Below are 21,095 nucleotides of genomic sequence, written 5' to 3'. Positions count from 1 at the left end.
ATACAGCCCCTCTTTCGTATTCACACTAAATGTTGTCCGTAGATGTTCACAAAACAGACTGAAAGAATAAGCTTTGCCTCGGCTAAGAACATACCGGAATACCCGGATTTCTTGGACATTCAGATTCAATCGTTTCAGGATTTTTTCCAGCTTGAGACGAAATCTGACCAGCGGGCCAATGAAGGTTTGTACAACACCTTCATGGAAAATTTCCCCATCACAGACACCCGGAACCAGTTTGTCCTGGAATTCCTGGATTACTTCATCGACCCGCCCCGTTACTCCATCCAGGAGTGTATCGAACGCGGGCTTACCTACAGCGTGCCGCTCAAGGCGCGGTTGAAATTGTATTGCACGGATCCGGAGCACGAGGATTTCGAAACCATCGTCCAGGACGTATACCTGGGCACCATCCCGTACATGACCCCAAGCGGGACGTTTGTCATCAACGGGGCGGAACGCGTGGTGGTTTCCCAGCTGCACCGTTCGCCCGGCGTCTTTTTCGGGCAGTCGTTCCACGCAAACGGCACCAAGCTTTACTCGGCCCGGGTCATCCCCTTCAAGGGATCCTGGATCGAATTCGCCACCGATATCAACAGCGTCATGTACGCGTATATCGACCGGAAGAAAAAATTACCCGTAACCACCCTGTTCCGGGCCATCGGCTTTGAACGCGATAAGGACATCCTGGAGATCTTTGACCTTTCGGAAGAAGTGAAGGTGTCCAAGACCGGCCTCAAAAAGGTCCTGGGTCGCAAGCTCGCCGCCCGGGTGTTGAACACCTGGCACGAGGATTTCGTGGACGAGGATACCGGGGAGGTGGTTTCCATCGAACGGAACGAGATTGTACTGGACCGGGATACCGTCCTGGAGAAAGAGCATATCGACCAGATCATCGAAACGGACGTAAAAACCATCCTGCTGCACAAGGAGAACAACGCCCAGAGCGACTACGCGATCATCCACAACACGCTGCAGAAGGACCCGACGAACTCAGAAAAGGAAGCGGTGGAGCACATCTACCGCCAGCTACGGAATGCCGAGCCGCCGGATGAGGAAACCGCCCGCGGCATCATCGACAAGCTCTTCTTCTCCGACCAGCGCTACAACCTGGGAGAGGTAGGGCGTTACCGGATGAACAAAAAGCTCGGGCTGGATATCGGCATGGACAAACAGGTGCTGACCAAGGAGGATATCATCACCATCATTAAGTACCTGATCGAACTGATCAACTCCAAGGCCGAGATCGACGATATCGACCACCTTTCCAACCGGAGGGTGCGTACGGTAGGGGAGCAGCTTTCCGCCCAGTTCGGCGTGGGGCTGGCCCGTATGGCCCGTACCATCCGCGAGCGGATGAACGTGCGCGACAACGAGGTGTTTACCCCCATTGACCTGATCAATGCCAAGACGCTGTCTTCGGTGATCAACTCGTTTTTCGGTACGAACCAGCTGTCCCAGTTTATGGACCAGACCAACCCGCTGGCGGAAATCACGCACAAACGGCGGCTGTCGGCCCTCGGGCCGGGAGGTCTCTCGCGGGAGCGCGCAGGTTTTGAGGTTCGTGACGTACACTACACGCACTACGGAAGGCTCTGCCCGATCGAAACCCCTGAAGGGCCGAACATCGGACTGATCTCCTCCCTGTCTGTATTCGCCAAGGTGAACAGCATGGGCTTCCTGGAGACCCCTTACCGCAAGGTGGAGGAAGGCAAGGTCGATACGGCCAACTATACCTTCCTGAGCGCCGAAGAGGAAGAGGGCAAGAAAATTGCACAGGCCAACATCCCGCTCAAAAAGGATGGGGCCATCGATGCGGAAAAAGTAATTGCGCGCCTGGAGGCCGACTACCCGGTGGTGGATCCCAAGGAGATCAACTACACGGACGTAGCGCCCAACCAGATTGCCTCCATCTCCGCTTCCCTGATCCCGTTCCTGGAGCACGACGATGCGAACCGGGCGCTGATGGGGTCGAACATGATGCGGCAGGCCGTACCCCTGCTCAAGCCGGAATCCCCGATTGTCGGGACCGGGCTGGAGCGCCAGGTGGCCACGGACTCCCGCGTTCTGATCAACGCCGAAGGCGACGGGGTGGTGGAAAGCGTGGATTCCAAGCGGATCACCATCAAATACGGGCGTACCGACGAGGAACGCCTGGTGAGCTTCGATGAGGACTCCAAGACCTACGAACTCGTCAAGTTCCGCAAGACCAACCAGGGTACTAGTATCAACCTGAAGCCGATTGTCCGGAAGGGCGAGAAGGTGAAGAAGGGACAGGTGCTCTGTGAAGGGTACGCCACCGAAAGCGGCGAGCTGGCCCTGGGCCAGAACCTGAAAGTGGCCTTTATGCCCTGGAAGGGTTACAATTTTGAGGATGCGATCGTCATATCGGAAAAAGTGGTGCGCGAGGATATTTTCACCTCCATCCACATCGACGAATACGCCCTGGAAGTACGGGACACCAAACTGGGGGCCGAGGAGCTCACCAACGACATCCCGAACGTCTCCGAAGAGGCTACCAAGGACCTGGATGAGTACGGGATGATCCGTATCGGGGCCGAGGTGAAGCCCGGGGATATCCTGATCGGGAAGATCACCCCGAAAGGGGAGTCCGACCCGACGCCGGAGGAGAAACTGCTGCGCGCCATATTCGGCGACAAGGCCGGGGATGTTAAAGACGCTTCCCTGAAGGCGCCGCCCTCCCTGAACGGGGTGGTCATCGACAAGAAGCTCTTCTCCCGCTCCATCAAGGACAAGCGCAAGCGGTCCGAGGACAAGGAGGCGATTGCCAAGCTGGAGCTCGAGTACGAGACCAAGTTTGAGCAGCTCAAGGACGTGCTGGTGGAGAAACTCTTCCAGCTGGTGAACGGGAAAACCTCCCAGGGCGTGATGAACGACCTGGGCGAAGAGGTCCTGCCGAAGGGCAAGAAGTACACGCTGAAGATGCTGAACGCGGTGGACGATTTTGCCCACCTGGTTGGCGGCAGCTGGACAACGGACTCCAAGACCAACGACCTGGTTGCAGACCTGTTGCACAACTACAAGATCAAGCTGAACGACCTGCAGGGGAACCTGCGTCGGGATAAGTTTACCATCTCGGTTGGGGATGAACTGCCAGCCGGCATCATGAAACTGGCCAAGGTGTACATCGCCAAGAAGCGGAAGCTGAAGGTGGGTGACAAGATGGCCGGACGCCACGGAAACAAGGGAATCGTTGCCCGGATCGTGCGCCAGGAGGATATGCCGTTCCTCGAGGACGGGACTCCGGTGGACATCGTGCTGAACCCGCTGGGGGTACCCTCGCGGATGAACATCGGGCAGATCTATGAAACGGTACTCGGATGGGCCGGACAGAAACTCGGCAAGAAATTCGCCACGCCGATCTTTGACGGGGCCACCCTGGACGAGATCAACGAGCTCACCGACAAGGGCGAGATCCCGCGCTTCGGACATACCTACCTGTACGACGGGGGTACCGGGGAGCGCTTCCACCAACCGGCAACGGTGGGTGTGATCTACATGCTGAAACTCGGCCACATGGTGGACGACAAGATGCACGCCCGTTCCATTGGGCCGTACTCCCTCATCACCCAGCAGCCGTTGGGCGGTAAGGCGCAGTTCGGTGGCCAGCGTTTCGGGGAAATGGAGGTCTGGGCCCTGGAGGCCTACGGCGCCTCTGCCACCCTGCGCGAGATACTGACGGTGAAGTCCGACGACGTAATCGGCCGGGCGAAGACTTACGAATCCATCGTGAAAGGGGAAAGCATGCCGGAACCCGGCCTGCCGGAATCCTTTAACGTACTGATGCACGAACTCAAGGGATTGGGTCTGGACATCCGCCTGGAGGAGTAAGCTGTTAACACATCACATTTAATACTAGTACCATCACAACATGGCACGACTAAAGGATAATACACAAATCAAGAGGTTCAACAAGATTTCCATCGGCCTGGCATCGCCCGAAGCCATCCTCGCCGAATCGCGGGGGGAAGTCCTGAAACCTGAAACCATCAACTACCGTACGCACAAGCCGGAGCGGGACGGGCTCTTTTGCGAGCGCATCTTCGGCCCGGTAAAGGATTACGAGTGCGCCTGCGGTAAATATAAGCGGATCCGCTACCGCGGGATCGTCTGCGACCGATGCGGGGTAGAGGTGACCGAGAAAAAGGTCCGTCGCGACCGGGTGGGGCACATCAACCTGGTGGTTCCCGTTGCCCATATCTGGTATTTCCGTTCGCTTCCCAACAAGATCGGCTACCTGCTTGGGCTGCCGTCCAAGAAGCTGGACATGATTATCTATTACGAGCGGTATGTGGTCATCCAGCCGGGCATTGCCAAGGGCCCCGACGGGGAGGAGATCCAGCCCATGGACTTCCTCACCGAGGAGGAGTACCTGAACATCCTGGAGACCATCCCGCCGGAAAACCAGTACCTGGAGGACAGCGACCCGAACAAGTTCATCGCTAAAATGGGTGCGGAGTGCCTCATTGACCTGCTCTCCCGCATCAACCTCAAGGAACTGTCCTACGAACTCCGCGACAAGGCGAATACCGAGACTTCCAAGCAACGGAAGACCGAGGCCCTGAAACGGCTGCAGGTGGTGGAAGCCCTGCGCGAGTCCCAGGACAACCGCGACAACAACCCGGAGTGGATGATCATGAAGGTCATCCCGGTGATCCCGCCGGAACTCCGGCCGCTGGTACCGCTGGACGGGGGCCGTTTTGCCACCTCCGACCTGAACGACCTGTACCGCCGCGTGATCATCCGGAACAACCGGCTGAAACGCCTCATGGAGATCAAGGCGCCGGAGGTGATCCTCCGGAACGAAAAGCGGATGCTCCAGGAAGCTGTGGATTCCCTCTTCGACAACACGCGGAAGGCTTCCGCGGTGAAGACCGAATCGAACCGGCCGCTGAAATCCCTTTCGGATTCCCTCAAAGGAAAACAGGGGCGTTTCCGCCAGAACCTCCTCGGAAAGCGGGTAGATTATTCCGCCCGTTCCGTAATTGTGGTAGGACCGGAGATGAAGCTGTACGAGTGCGGTCTGCCCAAGGACATGGCTGCAGAGCTGTACAAGCCGTTTGTGATCCGCAAGCTGATTGAGCGCGGCATCGTCAAGACGGTGAAGTCGGCCAAGAAAATTATCGACAAGAAGGAGCCTGTAGTCTGGGATATCCTCGAGAACGTGCTGAAAGGGCACCCCGTGTTGCTGAACCGGGCCCCCACGCTCCACCGCCTAGGGATCCAGGCTTTCCAGCCGCGCCTGATCGAAGGAAAGGCGATCCGCCTCCACCCCCTGGTATGTACCGCCTTTAACGCGGATTTCGACGGGGACCAGATGGCGGTGCACCTGCCCCTGGGGCCGGAAGCCATCCTGGAAGCCCAGTTGCTGATGCTCGCATCGCACAACATTCTCAACCCGGCCAATGGCTCGCCCATTACGGTACCCTCCCAGGACATGGTCCTCGGACTGTACTATATGACCAAGGAGCGGAAGTCTACCAAGGAAGTCCCTGTCATAGGGGAAGGCCTGACGTTCTACAGCGCGGAAGAGGTGGAGATAGCCTACAATGAAAAGCGGGTGAACCTGAACGCGTCCATCAAGGTGCGCGTCAAGGACCTGAACGAAGCGGGCGAACTCGAAAGCAAGATCATCGAGACCACAGTGGGACGGGTATTGTTCAATTCCGTGGTTCCCGAGAAAGCGGGCTTTATCAACGAGGTTCTCAACAAAAAATCCCTCCGGGATATTATCGGGCGCATCCTCTCCGTGACGGATGTACCCACCACGGCCGAGTTCCTCGACCGCATCAAGACCATGGGGTACGATTTCGCCTTCCGGGGCGGACTCTCCTTCAGCCTCGGGGATATTATCATCCCTAAGGAAAAGCACGAGATGATTGCGGACGCCAATGAGCAGGTGGACGGCATCATGATGAACTACAACATGGGGCTGATCACGAACAACGAACGGTACAACCAGGTGATCGACGTCTGGACCTCTACGAACGCCATGCTCACAGAACTGGCCATGAAGCGGATACGGGAAGACCAACAGGGCTTCAACTCCGTGTACATGATGCTGGATTCCGGTGCCCGGGGTTCCAAGGAGCAGATCCGCCAGCTTACCGGTATGCGGGGGCTGATGGCCAAGCCGAAGAAGTCCACGGCCGGCGGGGGCGAGATTATCGAAAACCCGATCCTGTCGAACTTTAAGGAAGGCCTTTCGATCCTGGAATACTTTATCTCCACGCACGGGGCGCGGAAAGGATTGGCGGATACGGCCCTGAAGACGGCGGATGCCGGATACCTGACCCGTCGTCTTGTCGACGTTTCCCAGGACGTGATCATCAACATCGAGGATTGCGGTACGCTACGCGGAATCGAAGTGGAAGCGCTGCGGAAGAACGAAGAGATTGTGGAAACCCTCGGGGAGCGAATCCTCGGACGGGTATCCCTCCACGACGTCTTCGATCCGCTTACCGAAGAAAAACTGCTGGAAGCCGGACAGGAAATCCTGGAGGCCGACCTGCAGAAGATTGCGAATTCCCCCATCGAGCGCATCGAGGTGCGGTCGCCGCTTACATGTGAGGCAGAGAAGGGGATTTGCGCCAAATGCTACGGGCGGAACCTGGCGACCAACAAGATGGTCCAGCGAGGCGAAGCCGTCGGTGTGGTGGCTGCCCAGTCCATCGGGGAGCCGGGTACCCAGCTGACCCTGCGGACCTTCCACGTGGGAGGTATTGCCGGGAACATCTCCGAGGATAATAAACTCGAAGCGAAGTACGACGGTGTAGCCGAGATTGAAGACCTGCGCACAGTAACGGGGCAGGACTCCGAAGGGAACAAGGCGGAAATCGTCATCTCCCGGACCTCGGAGATCAAGATCGTCGACGCCAAGACAGGCATTACGCTGAGCACGAACAACATTCCCTACGGATCCACGCTGCACATCAAGGACGGCGCCAAGGTGAAGAAGGGCGATATCATCTGCCAGTGGGATCCCTATAACGGGGTAATCGTTTCCGAATTCCCCGGGGAAATCGACTATGAGAATATCGACCAGGGGGTTACCTATCAGGTGGAAATCGACGAACAGACCGGTTTCCAGGAAAAGGTAATTTCCGAGTCCCGGAACAAGAAACTGATCCCGACCCTGCATATCAAGGATAAAAAAGGCGAGGTACTGCGTTCCTACAACCTGCCGGTTGGTTCCCACCTGATGGTGGACAACGGGGAGAAGATTAAGGAGGGCAAAATCCTGGTCAAGATTCCGAGGAAATCCGCCAAAGCGGGGGATATCACCGGGGGTCTGCCGCGGGTTACCGAGCTCTTCGAAGCCCGGAACCCCTCCAACCCGGCTGTGGTTTCCGAGATCGACGGGGTGGTTTCCTTTGGCAAGATCAAGCGGGGGAACCGGGAGATCATCATCGAGTCCAAACTGGGCGAGGTGAAGAAATACCTGGTGAAACTCAGCAACCAGATCCTCGTACAGGAGAACGACTACGTCCGCGCCGGTATGCCGCTGTCGGACGGGTCCATTACCCCGGAAGACATCCTGGCCATTAAAGGCCCGTCTGCCGTACAGCAGTACCTGGTCAATGAAGTGCAGGAAGTGTACCGCCTCCAGGGAGTGAAGATCAACGATAAACACTTTGAAGTGGTGGTTCGCCAGATGATGCGTAAAGTCCAGATCCAGGATCCGGGCGACACCATCTTCCTGGAGAACCAGCTGGTTCACAAGGACGACTTTATCCGGGAGAACGACAACATCTTCGGGATGAAGGTCGTAACCGATGCCGGGGAATCCGAGAATCTGAAGCGCGGCCAGATTGTTTCCGTCCGCGAGCTGCGGGATGAGAATTCCATCCTCAAGCGCGCCGACAAGACGCTGGTCGAAGGACGCGATGCCGTTGCGGCAACCGCTACCCCGATCCTTCAGGGAATTACCCGGGCATCCCTCCAGACCAAATCGTTTATCTCTGCGGCTTCCTTCCAGGAAACCACCAAGGTGTTGAACGAAGCGGCCGTAAGCGGTAAGATCGACGATCTGGAAGGCCTCAAGGAAAATGTGATCGTGGGTCACAAGATCCCGGCCGGAACCGGTATGCGCGACTATGACAGCATCATCGTGGGCTCCAAGGAGGAGTACGACGAGATCATGGCCCGCAAGGAGGAATTGAAATTCTGATCATTCATATTACAAACCCCCGGCCATGAAAACCGGGGGTTTTTTAAATCCCATTGCCATGGCAGATAAACCGGAGAAACAACAGCAGAAGCAAATCAACATCGAGCTGGATGAGCAAACCGCCGAGGGTATCTATTCAAACCTGGCCATCATCAACCACTCGGTCTCTGAATTTGTAGTGGATTTTATCAGCATGATGCCCGGACGGCCAAAGGCCAAGGTGAAGAGCCGCATTGTGCTCACGCCCCAGCACGCCAAGAAGTTCCTCAAGGCGCTGGGCGAGAACGTGCAGCGATTTGAGCAGGCCCATGGGCCCATCAAGGATTACGAGCAACCACCCATCCCGATCAATTTCGGGCCCACGGGGGAGGCTTGATCAAAAAAACCGCGCTGGGAGGCGCGGTTTTTTGATTTGAAGATTTGTCGATTTGAAGATTTGCAGCGTGTCTCAGGCTCCCTGGGGCTCGAACTCCGAAGTGAAGTGCAGTTTCACATCCGGGTATTTCTGCTGGGTCATCTGCAGGGAGAAGGCGGAATCCGCCAGGAAAACCAACTGGCCGCGTTTGTCCCGCGCCAGGTATTTCTGTTTAACGCGCAAAAATTCCTGATAGGATTCACTGTCGGGATCTGCAGCCTCCACCCAGCAGGCCTTATGTACCGGGAAATTTTCATACGTACATTTGGCCCCGTATTCGTGCTCCAGTCGGTATTGGATAACCTCGTACTGAAGGGCGCCCACGGTGCCGATGATTTTCCGGCCGTTCATTTCCAGGGTAAATAGCTGAGCCACCCCTTCGTCCATCAGCTGGTCGATCCCCTTGGCCAGCTGCTTGGACTTCATCGGATCCGCGTTGTTGATATAGCGGAAATGTTCGGGTGAAAACGAGGGGATCCCTTTATAGTGTAGGGCTTCCCCTTCGGTCAGCGTGTCGCCGATCTTGAAATTCCCCGTATCGTGCAACCCGACAATATCCCCGGGGTAAGACTCGTCGACGATTTCCTTCTTCTCGGCAAAGAACGCGTTCGGGCTCGAGAATTTCAGTTGCTTGTCCAGGCGGACATGCAGGTAGGGTTTGTTGCGCTGGAACGTGCCCGAGACGATCTTCACAAATGCCAGGCGGTCCCGGTGTTTGGGGTCCATGTTGGCATGGATTTTAAAGACAAACCCGGTCATTTCCTTTTCCGAGGGCTCTACCAGGCGTTCTTCCGCCTTTTTGGGACGTGGGGGCGGCGCGATCTCCACAAAGCAGTCCAATAGCTCCCGGACCCCGAAATTATTCAGGGCGGAGCCGAAAAACACGGGTTGCTGCGTACCGGCCAGGTAAGCCTCCCGGTCAAAGGGCGGGTAGACCCCTTCCACGAGTTCCAGGTTTTCCCTCAGGGCGTTGGCCGCATCCGAACCGATGAGTTGCTCCAGCTCCGGGTTGTCCAGGTCCTCAAAAGCCATGACCTCTTCCACCTTTTTCTTGCTGCTGCCTTTGAAGAGGTTCAGGTTCCGTTCGTAGATATTGTAGATCCCCTTGAAATCATAGCCCATCCCGATCGGGAAACTCAAGGGGGTGACGCTCAAACCGAGCTTTTGTTCCACTTCGTCCAACAGGTCAAAGGCGTCCTTCCCCTCCCGGTCGAGTTTGTTGATAAAAACGATCATCGGGATGTTCCGCATCCGGCATACCTCCACGAGTTTTTCGGTCTGCTCCTCTACACCCTTGGCCACGTCGATAACCACGATCACGCTGTCCACGGCGGTCAGCGTACGGAAGGTATCCTCCGCAAAGTCCTTGTGGCCGGGCGTATCCAGGATATTGATCTTCTTGTCCTTATACAGGAATGCGAGTACCGAGGTGGCCACAGAGATACCGCGTTGTCGTTCAATTTCCATGAAGTCACTGGTAGCCCCTTTTTTAATTTTGTTGCTCTTAACGGCGCCGGCTTCCTGGATGGCCCCCCCGAAAAGCAGCAATTTTTCGGTGAGGGTGGTCTTCCCGGCATCCGGGTGGGAAATGATGCCGAAGGTGCGGCGTTTATCTATTTCGCTTTTAAAACTCACGTGTTGGGAAATTTGCGGTGATGGGAAATTTGCGCAAAAATACCAAAAAGCATCGGATTGCCGGCACGGGAGCCTGCCCGATCTATCCGGGGCGGCATTAATAAGAAGATTCCTTCAACCCAGGGGCCGCAGCCTGTCTGAAACACCCGGTTGCCTTGCCGGGGACATCCGATAAATGGAATGTATCTGCCTTTAAATGAAAAGGATGCCCCCGGGGATTTCCCCGTTTGTCGATGAAAGCGGTCGTTGACGGATTATCCCGAATATCCGGGAGCAATTCTGTTGGCTTCGGGGTATTTTAGTTTTATCTTGCATCGTACTTTTGGTGCCCCAATCAGCTAAAAGAACCTAACCGCAATGCCATGGTGCTCGTCCCAATAAACGATCATCTATGGAGATCACTACGCAAACCAAAAGCGCCCGGCCGCTTTCTTCCTTTCGAATATTCGCCTGCCTGCTGACGGCGGTTTTCCTGCTTACCTCCTTTGCGGAAACGCTGCAGCCCTTTCCCGCAGACCCAAGCGCCCTCGACTACGACGGGGACGGGGTACAGAACCAGAACGACATCGATGATGACGGCGACGGCATCACGGACCTGGTGGAAGACGCCAATACGGACGGAGACAACGACCCTGCCACAAACCCGACCGACACGGACGGGGACGGTATCCCGGATTACCTGGACCTCGATTCGGACAATGACGGCATACCCGATCGCGTTGAGGCTCAGGATGCCACGGCAGTATTGGCCCCGTCCGGGATTGACGCAGACGGGAACGGGCTGGACGATGCATTCGAGAGTGCACCCGGCGCCGGGGAAGGACTCCAGCCGGTGGATACGGAATCCGACGGGATTCCCGATTACCGGGATCCGGATTCGGACAATGACGGAATACTGGACCGCGTGGAGTCGAGTGTATTGAGCACGGATTTTGACTGTGACGAGATCCCCACCCTCTCCTTTGACCAGGAACCCGTCCTGGAATCCGGCGGGGAATTCGCCGAAGGGGCCGTCTACCGCATCCCGGGTATTGGCAGCGGCCTGGATGCCCTGGTGACTATCGAGGCCCTGCAGGGCGCAGCGATCAGCACGCTGGACCAGAATGCCGTGGACCCGGAGTTCTTCAAACCCGAGATCTTTTTCACCACATCGGACATGCTCCGCCGACCCTATGCGGACCTGAGGATTACCCTGGTTGAGGCGGGGACCAATACCCCGGCTACCCAGGCAGAATTGATAGCGAATTTCCTGGACGTGGACGGGAACGAGCAGTTCCAGGAATTCAACCGTTTTGATACCCCGGCCAGCTACACGTTCGACAACCCGACGGAAATCGTGGTCAACAATACGGAAGGCGGCCTGCTGATCAATGGGGGAACCGCCGAATATAACGGGATTTCCAATCAAAACCCCAGTGTGAACCTGGCCGTGGAATTCGTCAATATTTCCACTTTTGTTTTTCGATTCGGGATACAGGCGTCCGTGGGTGAAAATTTCACCACCAACGTCCCCCGCCAGTCGGGGATTCAGTTCTCCTGCCTGGATAACTTCCAGGATCCTCAGACAGTGAATTTCAGCCAGGACGTAGACAGCGACGGTGACGGCTACCCGGATCGGGTGGATCTGGATTCGGACAACGACGGCCTCCCTGACAACGTGGAGGGCCAGCCTACGGACGGCTACGTGCCCCCGAGCGGCAACGACAGCGATAACGACGGCCTGGACGACGCCTATGAAGGAACGGGGGATGAAGGCATTACCCCGGAGGATACGGACGGGGACGAGATCCCGGATTACCTGGACGGCGATTCGGACAACGATCTGGTTCCTGACAACAACGAAGGGAACGATTTTAATTTCGACGGGATACCCGACCAGACATTTACCGGTACCGATACGGACGGGGACGGCCTGGACGACGGTTATGAAGGCTCCGATGTGGACGACGGTTTTGACGTGAACGACGAGATCGACAACCCGGCAGAGGACCTGCCGGATACGGACGGGACGGAAGACGTGAACTACCGGGACGTGGACGATGACGGGGACGGCATCGATACTCCTGACGAGGATGCCGACGAGGATGGCGACCCGACCAATGACGATACGGACAACGACGGCACCCCGGACTACCTGGACCCGACGGTTGACCCGGACACGGACGGGGACGGCGTTCCGGACCCGATTGACCTGGATGACGACAACGACGGGATCCTGGATACGGTGGAGGACCCGAATACGGACGGGGATAACGACCCGCTGACCAATCCGCTGGACACGGACGGGGACGCGATTCCGGATCACCTGGATATCGATTCCGACAACGACGGCCTCCCAGACAACGTGGAGGGCCAGCCTACGGACGGCTACGTGCCCCCGAGCGGCAACGACAGCGATAACGACGGCCTGGACGACGCCTATGAAGGAACGGGGGATGAAGGCATTACCCCGGAGGATACGGACGGGGACGAGATCCCGGATTACCTGGACGGCGATTCGGACAACGACAGCGTGCCGGACAACAACGAGGGGAACGATTTTAACTTCGACGGGATACCCGACCAGACATTTACCGGTACCGATACGGACGGGGACGGCCTGGACGACGGTTATGAAGGCTCCGATGTGGACGACGGTTTTGACGTGAACGACGAGATCGACAACCCGGCAGAAGACCTGCCGGATACGGACGGGACGGAGGATGTAAACTACCGGGATTTTGACGACGACGGGGACGGCATCGATACTCCTGACGAGGACGCCGACCAGGACGGCGACCCGACCAATGACGATACGGACAACGACGGCACCCCGGACTACCTGGATCCGGACGGCCCGCCGCCCGGTACCGATACAGACGGGGACGGCGTACCGGATATCGACGACCTGGATGACGACAACGACGGGATTCTGGATTCCGTGGAGGACCCGAATACGGACGGGGATAACGACCCGCTGACCAACTTTGCCGACAGCGACGGGGACCTGTTCCCGGACCATCTGGACATCGACTCGGACAACGATGGCATCCCGGACAATGTGGAAGCGCAGACCACTGCCGGTTATATCCCGCCCAACGACGATGATGCGGCAACCTACGCTGCGAACAACGGGGTGAATTCCGCTTACCTGGGGGGGCTGGACCCTGTGAATACCGATGGCACGGACGCCCCGGATTACCTGGACGGCGATTCGGACAACGATCTGGTTCCTGACAACAACGAGGGGAACGATTTTAACTTCGACGGGATACCCGATCAGACATTTACGGGAACGGATACGGACGGGGACGGCCTGGACGACGGTTATGAAGGCGCCGATGTGAATGACGGGTTTGACGTGAACGACGAGATCGACAACCCGGCGGAAGACCTGCCGGACACGGACGGGACGGAGGATGTAAACTACCGGGATTTTGACGACGACGGGGACGGCATCGATACCCCGAACGAAGATCTGGACGACAACGGGGACCCCACGGACGACGATTCCGACGGGGATGGCACCCCGGAATACCTGGATCCGGACCCCACCGTGGTGCCGGAAGGGGACATCATTGTATTCCAACTGGTCACCCCCAACGGCGACGGCCAGAACGACTTCCTCTTTATCGAAAATGTGGAGCTCGCCCGGAACAATACGCTGAAAATTTTCAACCGCTGGGGGGTTTCAGTTTATGAGGGTATTAATTACAACAACCAGAACAATGTATTCGACGGGCGTTCCAAGGGCCGCTCAACGGTTAATACCGAGGAATACCTGCCTTCAGGGGTATATTTCTATATATTTGAATACGAATTGAACCAACGGCGGATCACGGACAGCGGATACCTGTACGTCGGGAATAAATAATGAACATGCGGATACTTTCACGCCCGTTTCTCCTGCTCCTGGCAGTCCTGGCGACAGCTGTGGGCCATGCCCAGCAGGATGCCCAGTACACCCAGTACATGTACAATACCATGACAGTGAACCCGGCCTATGCGGGTTCACGCGGGCAGTTGAGCCTTGCGGCCCTGTACCGCTCCCAGTGGATCGGGCTGGAAGGGGCGCCCAAGACCTTCACCCTCAACGTGCATTCGCCCATTCGGAATTCCCGCCTGGGTTACGGGATCTCCGTGGTGAACGACAATATTGGGGACGGGGTGGTCCAGGAGACGTATCTGGATGCCGTTTTGTCTTATACGATCGATGTATCGCGGGACGCGAAACTCTCCTTTGGCCTGAAAGCCGGAGGAAACCTTTTGAGCCTGGATTTCAACGGGCTGGCCCGCTACCAGGAGGAGATGGTGGACGCCGACAATATCGACAACCGCTTTACGCCGAATTTCGGCTTGGGGATCTATTACCATACGGACCGGTTCTACGCCGGGGTCTCCGCCCCGAACCTGCTGGAATCCGAGCATTTTGACAATTCCGACCAGGACGGGGAGGAAAACCAGTTTCTCTCGGTAGACCGGGTAAATTTTTATATGATCACCGGTTATGTCTTTGACCTGAACCCCACATTGAAGTTCAAGCCTGCCCTGCTCACCAAGGTGGTCAGCGGCGCACCGCTTCAGCTCGACCTGTCGGGCACCTTCCTGTTCAACGAGAAATTTTCTTTTGGAGCAGCATACCGGTGGGATGCCGCTATCAGCGGGCTGATCGGCTTTCAGCTAAACCAGCAACTCATGGTAGGCCTGGCCTACGACCGGGAGACTACGGAACTCGGGGGGACCCAGTTTAACGACGGATCTTTTGAGTTGTTTGTCCGTTGGGAACTCGTCCGGTCGTTCCAGCGGCTCGTTTCACCCCGGTTCTTCTAATTATCAAGGAAATACAACATGAAGCTATATCGTTCCATCCTCCTGATTCTCCTGCTGGGAAGCGGCTCTGTGACCGCTCAGGAACGGCTGCTCGAGCGGGCCAATCGCCAGTATGCCGATTATTCCTTCAAACCTGCACAGGATATCTACCAAAAGGTGGTGGACCGGGGGTATGTGTCGGCCGAATTGCTGCAACGCCTGGGGAATTCCTATTATTTTAACGCGCAGTACGACCGGGCGGCGGAATCCTACGAAAGATTACTCAGGGAGTTTGAGGACGAGGCTACGCCGGATTATTATTTTCGATATGCGCAGGCACTGCGGAGTACCGGGCAACTGGGCCGGGCCGACTCGGTCATGGAACGGTTTACCGAACTGACCCGCTCACTATCCGATGCGCGGGCTGAGATTTACCAGGCCAATCGGGATTACCAGGCAGAGATCCAGGCGAATTCCGGCCGGTACGACCTGACGCCTTTTGCCTTTAATTCGCCCTATTCGGATTTTGCCCCTTCGCTCACCGGGGAGGGATTGCTATTTTCCTCGGACCGGGATACCGGCAACCTGGCCAGGTACCGCCACACCTGGAATTCCCAGGATTTCCTGGATCTCTACGAGGTATCCCCGGACAGTGCCCGGGGGCAGCGGGTGACCAAGGTTGACGGGGTGAATTCGAGGTTTCACGAATCCACCTCCGCACTCAGCCCGGATGGAAACACCCTTTATTTTACCCGGAACAATTTTAAGGAAGGCAAGTACACGCGGGATGAGGCGGGGTTTGTCCGGCTCAAGATATTCCGGGCGGAAAAAATAGACGGGGTCTGGGCGACCATCGAGGAATTGCCCTTTAACAGCGACAGTTATTCGGTGGCCCACCCGGCGCTGAGCCCGGACGGCCGGGTCCTGTATTTTGCCTCGGATATGCCGGGGTCCCGAATCGGCGCTGCCGATCAGGTAGCGCAGTCCGATTTGTGGCGGGTGGTGATCCGCGAGGACGGCACGTTCGGCGAGCCTGAGAACCTGGGGCCCAAGATCAATACCGAGGCGCGGGAGACCTTCCCATTTGTCAGTTCGGAAGGCATCCTGTATTTCTCCTCGGACGGCCACCCGGGTCTCGGCGGGCTGGACGTTTTTGCCACCAAGCTGGACTATTTGCCCTGGAAGGGCTCCGTACAGAACGTCGGCACGCCCGTCAATTCGGCCCAGGACGATTTCACCTATGTGATTTCGGATACGACCCGGGAAGGCTATTTTGCCTCAAACCGGCCGGGCGGACCCGGGGGAGATGATATTTACGGTTTTGTAGAAAACCGCCCGCTGCAGTTTGAGTGTATCCAGGCCATCAGCGGAACGGTCCGGAACAAGATCACCAACGAGCTGCTGGCGGGGGCCACCGTCCGTATCATCGACGAGCAGAACAACGAAGTTTCCTCGGCCATTACGGATTCCCGGGGGAATTACGAGATTACCCTGGATTGCAACCAGCCGAATTTTGTCCGGGCCTCCCGGGAGGGGTATGTTCCCGCCGAGGAATACCTGTCGCCCTCTGACGGGAAACCCCGGGTAGTGGACTTCTACCTGGAACCGGAGACCATTACGGCCGGCTACGGGGACGATTTGGCCAAACTCCTGCAGCTGAGTACGATCTACTTTGATTTTGACAAGGCGAACATCCGCCCGGATGCCGAGATCGAGATCCAGAAAGTGATTGCCGCCATGGAAAAATACCCCAGCCTGCGGATTAAGGCGAATTCCCATACGGACAGCCGGGGCCCGGATGCGTATAACCTGGCGCTCTCCCAGCGTCGGGCCGACTCCACCGTGCGGTACATGATCTCCAAGGGCATCGCCCCGGAACGTCTGGAAGGGGAAGGCTTCGGGGAATCCCGCCTGATCAATCGCTGCGATGACGGGGTACCCTGTTCCGCCCAGGAACACGAACTCAACCGCCGCTCGGAGTTTATTATCCTGGAATAGATTCGCCTCCTTGGGAACTACTGTGTTTATCGGGGCGCATCGATAAACGTCCATGCTTTTTTACCGGCTGACAACAGGGATTACCCCCTTGACACGACTTATCGGTCCATTTACAACAAATATTTAACCAGCGGGGCATCGCATCTTATTTTTAGGGGCTAGATCGAAGCTATGCGTCATTCGAACCCTTACTTTTTACGGATCAACTGCCGGCTGGTTTGCCTGCTGGTATGTTGCGTAGTCCTGGGGGGACTCCATAATGCATTTGGCCAGGATACCTTCCGGGACAATTTCAGTTCCACCTCGTATTCCAACAATGACGGTACATTGAACTTTTCGGCCGCCTGGAACGAGGACAACGACGACAACAACCCATCAAACGGGCGGATACGGATCATCAGCAACCAATTGCGGTTCCAGAATATGGACAACGCCCGGATCAGCAGGACTCTGAACCTGGCCGGTGCCACATCAGTGACACTCACCCTGGATTACAACCGGACCAACGGGAATGAGGACATCGACGTACAGCTCTGGGACGGCAGCGGCTTCAATACCGTTGCCAATCTGGCTGGTACGGGGTCCATCAGTTATACCCTGGCGCCCAATGAAATTTCTGCCAGTTCCGAAATTCGGTTTATAACCGGTAGCGGCAACTGGGGCGGCTCGGAAACTGTATTTGTCGACAATGTCTTGTTCACAGCGAATTTCTCGCCGAGTATTTCGATAGACGACGTGGCTGTCAACGAAGATGACGGCGTAGCCGTGTTTACCGTAAGCCTCCAGCTGGATGCCCCCGGCGCTTTCTCTGTAGATTATGCTACCGCGGACGGGACCGCCGTAGCCGGCAGCGACTACACAACTACATCCGGCACCTTGAATTTCCTGGGCACAGATGGGGAAACCCAAACGATAACTGTCCCGCTCATCGACGATTCCATTCCCGAATACCTGGACGAAACCTTTACGGTGACCCTGAGCAATATCAGCGACCCGGGGGTGGTGATCCTTGACGGGAGCGGGGAAGGGACGATCTCGGATGATGAATACCTGTTTAACACGCCCCTGGTCCTCAAGGAAGAATTTGACGGCTACGTGGATTATACCACCACTGGCGGGACACTCAGGACTCAGTCCAACAATACCGACCCCTGTGCAATTACCACGAGTTCAAGCAATTCGCTTATCGGGAATATCCCGGCTACGGCCACCATCGACAAAGCCATTCTGTACTGGTCGCATTCCGGAGCTACGCCGGATACCCAGGTGAACCTGGACGGGAATACCATCGATGCGGATTTCCTATATGGGAGTTCCCTGACCAATCGTACCTTTTATGGCGGACGTGCCGATATCACCACCTATGTGGCGTCCCTGCCATCCCTGTCTACACACAATTTCACCTTTTCCGGCCTGACCATCGACAATACAGGCAGTTATTGTTCCACGGCCACAACCCTGGGAGCCTGGAGCATCATGGTATTCTATACGGACAATGGGCTGCCGGCATCCACCATCAACGTCTACGAGGGCTTCAGCGGGGAGAGCAATTCTTCCTCGAGTTATACGCTGGGGGGCTTTTTCGCAATTGGGGCATCCGGTGCGAAAACGACCGTATTGTCCTGGGAAGGTGACCAGACCCTCAGCAACAACGAGCTATTAACGGTCACCACCGGTTTGGGTACTTTTACCCTGGCCGGCGATGGGGATAACAATGGAATTACTACCAATAACCCCTTCAACTCCACCATATTCGACAATACGGTAACTCCTACGATTAACAATGCAGCCGCCTACGGAATCGACCTGGATACGTATGATGTGTCGCCATACGTGCAACCCGGGGAATCCAGTGTGACGACCACTGTCCAGTCCGGGCAGGATTTTGTGCTGGTCAATGCGGTGGTATTGAAAGTACCTTCCAACCTGGTTACCGGGATAGTCTTTGAAGATTTGAATTACGGGGGGGGACCCGGACGGAACCGCGCTACGGCCGGCGGTGTGCCGCTGGAGGGCGTGACCATGGAACTCTACGACTCGGGGGGCGGCCTCCGGGAGACCACCACAACCAATGCAGCCGGGCGGTACGTTTTCGGGGGGATGGCCAACGGCACGTATACGATCCGGGCCGTCAACAATTCGGTGCGTTCCTCCCGGACAGGCGGGGCTGGCTGCACGGAATGCTTCCCTGTACAGACCTTTAAAACAGATTTTATCCTGGGTGCACTTGTGGAGGACACCGATGCGGTAGGGGGGGAGGACCCCTCGGCCGAAGACCCGGGCCCTGGATCGCTTAACAACGCCCAGTCGCGGAGCAGCATGACGATCCTCAACCAGGGGGTGGCCGGGATGGACTTTGGGTTTAACTTTAATACGATTGTCAACACAAACGAAACGGGCCAGGGATCCCTCAGTCAGTTTATAACAAATGCCAATAACCTGGACGAGAGCGGCCTGGATATCGTCGCAAATGCCCTTTTTGACCCGGGAGCGGGAGAAGATGTTTCTATTTTCATGATTCCACCTACCGGCGATGCCCTGGGTCGCAGTGCGGATCCGGAGTACAGTGCAGGGGTTTTCAATATCGAACAACCCATTGGGGATCCTTTACCGGAAATATCGGCAGATAATACGTTTATCGACGGCCGGACCCAAACCGCTTATAGCGGGGACACGAATTCCGGTACAACGGGGTCCGGGGGTACTCCGGTAGGTGTATCCGGCAGTTTGCTGCCAGACTTCGACCTGCCGGAAATTCAGGTCCACCGGAATGACGGGGATGTATTTCGAATAGCCGCGGCAAACACCACTGTCCGGAACCTTTCGATTTTTGCAAACGACGAAGCGGCCATCCGGCTCAATAGCGGGGATGCCAATGTTCGGGAAAACTTGCTGGGGGTCGATGCATCAGGAACCAATGTCGGCAACATCCTGTATGGGATCCACCAGGCCGGAGGTAGTTTACTGGCTGAGGCCAATTACATCGCAACCAACGAAGAGGCGGGAATCCTGGTTGCAGGAGGCACATCTTCCCGGATTCGGGATAACCAGTTGTCTGCGAACGGTGGCGACAAGTGCTTCGACAATATTACCATCACCGGCGGGTCCGGGATTGTTATTGAGCGCAACCTGATAGAGAATGCCGCAGCCCTGGGAATTGACGGCCTGGCCTCCCTTGGTGGAATCACCATCAGCGAGAATTCCATTACCGGATCCGGCCAGGATGGGGGATCCTGCAGCGGCGTGATAGAAAATGCCGGAATTCGCCTAGGAGGCAGTAATTCCAGCATCAGCAACAACGTCATTTACAGCAACGGTGGTGCCGGGATTGTCCTGGCTGGAAACGGGACCTCCGGCAATACGATTTCCCAAAACTCCATCTTCGCCAATGGCACGGCTGGGGATGCACTTGGAATTGACCTGGGTGGCCCGGGCGGAGCGGATCCCATGGGGGATGGCGTGTCCTACAACGATTCAGGCGACACCGACAACGGCCCGAATGGGCTCATAAATTTCCCGGTGTTGGCCGGGGCTTATATCCAGGGTACCGAACTGATAGTCAAGGGATGGGCGCGCCCCGGCGATCTCGTTGAAGTCTTCTTTTCGGATATCCAGGAAGGTACGGCTACCATCGGGGATAACCAACTCGGCAATAACTACGACTACGGCGAAGGTCAGACTTTTATCGGCTCCGCAACCGAAGGATCCGGAAGCGATCTGGACGGTGCCACGGCATCCTATGCCGACCTGGATGGAAATACGGATACCACCAACCGCTTTGAATTCCGTTTTCCGCTGCCCGCGGGCACGGATATTGGCGATTTGCTTACAGGGACAGCTACGGGTGCGGGCAGCACCTCCGAGTTTAGCCCGATGATCGAAATTCGGGTACCCACTTTGATCACTAACCGCCGTATCACCTATCGGGTGAATCCCAATTGATAGTTTCCGGATCCTGGATTTTTCACGCGTCGGATTCTACAGGGAAACTTCCCTGTACTACTTGGAACTGACAATTTTATACCGCCATATTGGACGTATTTCAACGGGATATAGTTTCACTTCAAC

At 56.6% G+C, this 21,095-nt stretch carries 8 protein-coding genes; 7 read left to right on the top strand and 1 reads right to left on the bottom strand.

The window, feature by feature from the left end; all coding sequences use genetic code 11:
• Positions 1 to 42 precede the first annotated feature (42 nt).
• Genes rpoB through RB2501_RS14450 form a run of 3 tightly spaced genes read left to right on the top strand, consistent with a single transcriptional unit; the run spans position 43 to position 8,567 of the window.
• The gene (gene rpoB, locus RB2501_RS14460; protein WP_015755611.1) at positions 43 to 3,852 is read left to right on the top strand and encodes a DNA-directed RNA polymerase subunit beta; all 3,810 of its coding nucleotides are present in this window, start codon (positions 43 to 45) and stop codon (positions 3,850 to 3,852) included.
• A gap of 40 nt (positions 3,853 to 3,892) precedes the next feature.
• Positions 3,893 to 8,191 carry a DNA-directed RNA polymerase subunit beta' gene (rpoC, locus tag RB2501_RS14455; RefSeq protein ID WP_015755610.1) on the top strand — a complete coding sequence of 1,433 codons (4,299 nt, stop codon included), beginning with the start codon at positions 3,893 to 3,895 and terminating at the stop codon, positions 8,189 to 8,191.
• A gap of 58 nt (positions 8,192 to 8,249) precedes the next feature.
• The gene (locus RB2501_RS14450; protein WP_041327911.1) at positions 8,250 to 8,567 is read left to right on the top strand and encodes a DUF3467 domain-containing protein; all 318 of its coding nucleotides are present in this window, start codon (positions 8,250 to 8,252) and stop codon (positions 8,565 to 8,567) included.
• 72 nt (positions 8,568 to 8,639) lie between these two features.
• On the opposite strand, the gene RB2501_RS14445 is transcribed toward RB2501_RS14450, so the two are convergent.
• Complete coding sequence (locus RB2501_RS14445) at positions 8,640 to 10,241, bottom strand: peptide chain release factor 3 (RefSeq protein ID WP_015755608.1); 1,602 nt, start codon at positions 10,239 to 10,241, stop codon at positions 8,640 to 8,642.
• 391 nt (positions 10,242 to 10,632) lie between these two features.
• Between RB2501_RS14445 and RB2501_RS14440 the strand changes: the two genes are divergently transcribed.
• From RB2501_RS14440 to RB2501_RS14425, 4 genes are all read left to right on the top strand, one after another.
• Entirely contained in the window at positions 10,633 to 14,094 is a 3,462-nt protein-coding gene (locus RB2501_RS14440) for a gliding motility-associated C-terminal domain-containing protein (RefSeq protein ID WP_015755606.1), read from the top strand.
• Positions 14,095 to 14,099: 5 nt separating this feature from the next.
• Complete coding sequence (locus RB2501_RS14435) at positions 14,100 to 15,050, top strand: PorP/SprF family type IX secretion system membrane protein (RefSeq protein ID WP_238528078.1); 951 nt, start codon at positions 14,100 to 14,102, stop codon at positions 15,048 to 15,050.
• Positions 15,051 to 15,068: 18 nt separating this feature from the next.
• Entirely contained in the window at positions 15,069 to 17,027 is a 1,959-nt protein-coding gene (locus RB2501_RS14430) for an OmpA family protein (protein WP_015755604.1), read from the top strand.
• A gap of 171 nt (positions 17,028 to 17,198) precedes the next feature.
• Positions 17,199 to 20,969 carry a Calx-beta domain-containing protein gene (locus tag RB2501_RS14425; RefSeq protein ID WP_015755603.1) on the top strand — a complete coding sequence of 1,257 codons (3,771 nt, stop codon included), beginning with the start codon at positions 17,199 to 17,201 and terminating at the stop codon, positions 20,967 to 20,969.
• Positions 20,970 to 21,095 lie beyond the last annotated feature (126 nt).

Origin of the sequence: Robiginitalea biformata HTCC2501, from assembly GCF_000024125.1 — a bacterium.
GTDB classification, from domain to species: Bacteria; Bacteroidota; Bacteroidia; order Flavobacteriales; family Flavobacteriaceae; genus Robiginitalea; species Robiginitalea biformata.
Note: the sequence above shows the minus strand (reverse complement) of the source record. Positions and strands in the feature narration are given on the sequence as shown.